This window comes from Limnohabitans sp., from assembly GCF_044361985.1.
In the GTDB taxonomy this organism is placed as follows: Bacteria; Pseudomonadota; Gammaproteobacteria; order Burkholderiales; family Burkholderiaceae_C; genus Limnohabitans_A.
In genome coordinates, this window is record NZ_JBIKHV010000155.1 from 1 (window position 1) to 3,698 (window position 3,698).

Annotated in this window: 5 protein-coding genes; all 5 read left to right on the top strand. The window is 61.7% G+C overall.

What is annotated here, in order from left to right:
* On the top strand, window positions 1-801 hold an 801-nt coding region (gene argF, locus ACIQ3A_RS14275), incomplete at its 5' end, for an ornithine carbamoyltransferase (RefSeq protein WP_396432390.1).
* Between the two features lie 21 nt (window positions 802-822).
* Window positions 823-1,131 carry a YkgJ family cysteine cluster protein gene (locus ACIQ3A_RS14280; RefSeq protein ID WP_396432391.1) on the top strand — a complete coding sequence of 103 codons (309 nt, stop codon included), beginning with the start codon at window positions 823-825 and terminating at the stop codon, window positions 1,129-1,131.
* Window positions 1,132-1,199: 68 nt separating this feature from the next.
* The gene (gene kynB / locus ACIQ3A_RS14285; RefSeq protein WP_396432392.1) at window positions 1,200-1,826 is read left to right on the top strand and encodes an arylformamidase; all 627 of its coding nucleotides are present in this window, start codon (window positions 1,200-1,202) and stop codon (window positions 1,824-1,826) included.
* Window positions 1,827-1,848: 22 nt separating this feature from the next.
* Window positions 1,849-3,135, top strand: a complete 1,287-nt coding sequence (gene kynU, locus ACIQ3A_RS14290; RefSeq protein WP_396432394.1) for a kynureninase — start codon at window positions 1,849-1,851, stop codon at window positions 3,133-3,135.
* 10 nt (window positions 3,136-3,145) lie between these two features.
* The coding region (locus ACIQ3A_RS14295; RefSeq protein ID WP_396432393.1) for a tryptophan 2,3-dioxygenase at window positions 3,146-3,698 on the top strand (553 nt) is incomplete at its 3' end.

Below are 3,698 nucleotides of genomic sequence, written 5' to 3' on the forward strand. Positions count from 1 at the left end.
AAAGCCAGCACCCGTACCCGCGTCAGCTTTGAGGCAGGCATGTACCAGTTGGGTGGCTCGGTGGTGCACCTGACCACGGGCGACAGCCAACTGGGCCGTTCCGAGCCCATCGAAGACAGCGCCCGCGTCATCAGCCGCATGACCGATCTGGTGATGATCCGCACCTACGGTCAAGACAAGATCGAGCGCTTTGCCTCGCACTCGCGTGTGCCCGTCATCAACGGCCTGACCAACGAATTTCACCCCTGCCAAATCTTGGCCGACCTGTTCACCCTGCTGGAGCACCGGGGTCTGGACGCCCAAGGCAAGCCGGACCCGGCTTACCTCAAAGGCAAAGTGGTGGCCTGGGTGGGTGACGGTAACAACATGGCCAACACCTGGCTACAGGCGGCCGAGTTGCTCGGTTTTACGGTGCACCTGAGCACGCCCAGCGGCTATGAGGTGGACCAGGCCGTGGCCGGTTTGCGCAGCGCCGACAGCTACAAAATCTTCAAAGACCCCGAAGACGCTTGCCGAGGCGCCGACCTGGTCACCACCGACGTGTGGACCAGCATGGGCTACGAAGCTGAAAACGAGGCCCGCAAGAAAGCCTTTGCCGACTGGTGCGTTGACGAAGCCATGATGCAAGTGGCCAAGCCGGATGCGCTGTTCATGCACTGCCTGCCCGCCCACCGGGGCGAAGAAGTCAGCGCCGAAGTCATCGACGGCCCGCAATCGGTGGTCTGGGACGAAGCCGAGAACCGCCTCCATGTGCAAAAAGCACTCATGGAGTTCCTGTTGTTGGGCCGCGTGAAACACTGACACGGCCTGACCTGGCAAGCCATGACCGCCTGCACCACGTGCGGCGCTTGCTGCGCCAGTTTTCGGGTGGACTTTTCAGTGTTCGAAACCGAAGAGGGCGGGGGTGCGGTTCCTGCTGGTTTGGCAGACAGCATCACCGAGCACACCTGCCGCATGCGCGGCACCGACCACAGCCCACCCCGCTGCGCCGCGCTGTATGGCAAAACCGGCGAACAGGCCATTTGCGGGATTTACGAATGGCGGCCATCACCCTGCCGCGAGTTTGAGGAAGGCAGTCCCGCCTGTGAACAGGCCAGGCGCAAACACGGCCTGCCCGTACTGAACCTCTGAAGTCTTTTTTACAGGTGTTGGAAATAACCGACACCACGGGTTTTTAGCCGGTGCTACCTTCGCACACCATGAAAAAAATTTGGGACATTTCCCCACCCGTCGATGCGGCCAGCCCGGTCTTTCCAGGTGATACATCTTACCGTCAGCAATGGGCAGCCACGCTATCGGCCGACTGCCCAGTCAACGTGAGCGCCATCACCCTGTCGCCGCATGTTGGCGCGCATGCCGATGCGCCGCTGCATTACGACCCGCAAGGGCTTGCCGTGGGTGCATTGGACCTGACACCTTTTCTCGGCCATTGCCGGGTCATCCATGCGTTGGATGCAGGCCCTTTGGTTTTGACCCAGCATCTGGCACACGCATTGGGCCATCTGCCTGAACGCTTGCTGGTGCGCACGTACCGGCGTTTTCCTCTTGAGCAGTTCGACCGGCAACTGACCGCCTTCCACCCCGACACCGTGCAGCACCTGGCCGACCTGGGCGTGAAACTGATCGGGATCGACAGCGCCAGCATCGACCCCGCGGACAGCAAGACATTGCCCAGCCACCAACTGATCAGGCAGCGCGGCCTGCGCGTGCTGGAAAACCTGCTGCTGGACGACGTCCCCGAGGGCGATTACGAATTGATCGCCCTGCCCCTGAAACTGATGACTGCCGACGCCAGCCCGGTGCGAGCGGTCTTGCGCGAACTTTGAACGCCTCTTGAAAGACAAGCTGATGATGAACCTCACACCCACTTTGCAAGACTGCGAACTGCTGGACCAACAAGACCCGCTGCGCAGCCTGCGCGACCAATTTGACTTGCCGCACGGCGTGATTTACTTGGATGGCAATTCGTTGGGCGTCATGCCCAAAACTGCGCCAGCCCGTGTGGCCCATGCCGTCACCCACGAATGGGGGCAAGACCTGATCAAGAGCTGGAACACCGCAGGCTGGTTCAGCCTGCCCCAACGCGTGGGTGACAAGATTGCACGGCTCATTGGCGCGCAGCCCGGTGAAGTGGTGGCCGCTGACAGCACCTCGATCAACCTGTTCAAAGTACTGGCTGCGGCGCTGCAGATCGCTGCTGCTGACCACCCCCACAAAACCAAAATCGTCAGCGAGCGCAGCAACTTCCCCACGGACCTGTACATCGCCGAGGCTTTGTGCAAAGAGCGCGGTTTCACTTTGCAACTGGTAGCGGCCGCCGACATTCCTGCGGCCTTGCAAGCCGATGTGGCCGTGTTAATGCTCACGCACGTCAACTACCGCACGGGTGCCATGCACGACATGCAGGCCTTGACGACGCAGGCGCATGCACACGGCATCCTCACGGTGTGGGACCTGGCACACAGCGCGGGGGCTGTGCCGCTGGACCTGAACGGTTCCAGTGCCGACTTTGCTGTGGGCTGTGGCTACAAGTACCTGAACGGTGGCCCCGGCGCGCCGGCCTTTGTGTGGGTCCACCCGCAACATACTGACCGGTTCTGGCAACCCCTGGCCGGCTGGTGGGGACATGCCGCACCGTTTGCCTTCACGCCCGACTACCAACCCGCCAAGGGCATCGCGCGTTACCAATGTGGCACGCAACCCATACTGAGCCTCACAGCCCTCGACTGCGGCCTGGACGCTTTTTTGAGCGCGGATGCACTGGGTGGCATGGCTGCACTGCGCCAAAAGTCGCTGGCCCTGACTGGCCTGTTCATGCAGCTGGTGCGCACGCGCTTACACGGTCACGGCTTTGGTATCGCCACGCCCACGCCAGAAGACCATCGCGGCTCGCAAGTCAGCCTGACACGCACAACAGGCGCTTACGCCATCGTGCAGGCCCTGATCGAACGCGGCGTGATCGGCGACTTCCGTGCGGGCGATGGCGAGCAACACCCAGACATCCTGCGCTTTGGTTTCACGCCGCTCTATGTGGGCTATGCCGACGTGTGGCGGGCAGCAGAGCAGCTTTGCCAGGTCATGCAAAGTGGCGAATGGCAAGACGCCCGCTTTGCGCAAAAGAACGCTGTCACCTGAAAGGCTTGTCATGAGTTCCTGTCCCTTCAACAGCACATCCAACAGCCCAGCCCCGGGCCAGGCCACCCAGCCCGCAGAGTCCATCGCAGCGGGCGAACGCATCGTGCAAGAAGAGCACGCCCAGCTCGACTTTGACGGGCGCATGAGCTACGGCGATTACCTGCAGCTCGACGCCATCCTGAACGCCCAAAAACCGCTCTCGCCCGACCACAACGAGATGCTGTTCATCGTGCAGCACCAGACCAGCGAGCTGTGGATGAAGCTCATGCTGCACGAGCTGAACGCCGCCATCACCAGCATTGCCCACGACCAATTGCCCGATGCCTTCAAAAAGCTGGCCCGAGTGAGCCGCATCATGGAACAGTTGGTCCATGCCTGGGACGTGCTGGCCACCATGACGCCGCCCGAATACAGCGCCATTCGCCCATATCTGGCACAGTCCAGCGGCTTTCAGAGCTGGCAATACCGCTGCGTCGAATTTGCCATGGGCAACAAAAACGCCGCCATGCTGCAACCCCATACCCACCGCCCCGACCTTTCGGCCATTGTGCAAGCGGCCTATG

Coding starts and splice junctions, on each gene's coding strand:
- ACIQ3A_RS14280 (WP_396432391.1), top strand. CDS start 823: ATGACCGCCTGCACCACGTGCGGCGCTTGCTGCGCCAGTTTTCGGGTG.
- kynB (WP_396432392.1), top strand. CDS start 1,200: ATGAAAAAAATTTGGGACATTTCCCCACCCGTCGATGCGGCCAGCCCG.
- kynU (WP_396432394.1), top strand. CDS start 1,849: ATGATGAACCTCACACCCACTTTGCAAGACTGCGAACTGCTGGACCAA.